The 411-nt window shown below is 62.0% G+C and carries 1 protein-coding gene; it reads right to left on the bottom strand.

The genetic code is table 11. The features are described from left to right. Positions 1-65 precede the first annotated feature (65 nt). Positions 66-411, bottom strand: a 346-nt coding sequence (locus KJQ99_RS11425; RefSeq protein ID WP_214150750.1) for a hypothetical protein, incomplete at its 5' end; no start/stop codon positions are given.

Below are 411 nucleotides of genomic sequence, written 5' to 3'. Positions count from 1 at the left end.
GTGAGACCGTCGGGCTGGGATAATAACGACGGCGCCAGCCACGTAGAACTGGCGCCGTCGACCACTCACCGACGCTTCTTATTGCGGCGATTCTTTGGCTTCTTCGACGCCGCGGATCTTCTGGCGGCGCGGTTCCCCTCCCCGCGGGGCTTCTGTCCCCCTTCTGAGGTTGTCTCTGCCTCGCCTTGCTCATCCGGCGCCGAATAGGTCAAGGCCCGTCGTGGACGATTCCCCTTGGGGAGCACTGAGTCAGCCGTGACCGGGTTGCCCCCATCGTCGGTGACCAGGCCGACCTGCGGGCCGGTTTCAATCTCGAGGTTGAACAGGAACCCGACGACCTCCTCCTTGAAAGAATCCATCATCGAGTTGAACATGTCGCCACCTTCGCGCTGGTACTCGACCAACGGATCA

Origin of the sequence: Campylobacter sp. 2018MI13, from assembly GCF_018501135.1 — a bacterium.
Taxonomy (GTDB): Bacteria; Campylobacterota; Campylobacteria; order Campylobacterales; family Campylobacteraceae; genus Campylobacter_E.
Note: the sequence above shows the minus strand (reverse complement) of the source record. Positions and strands in the feature narration are given on the sequence as shown.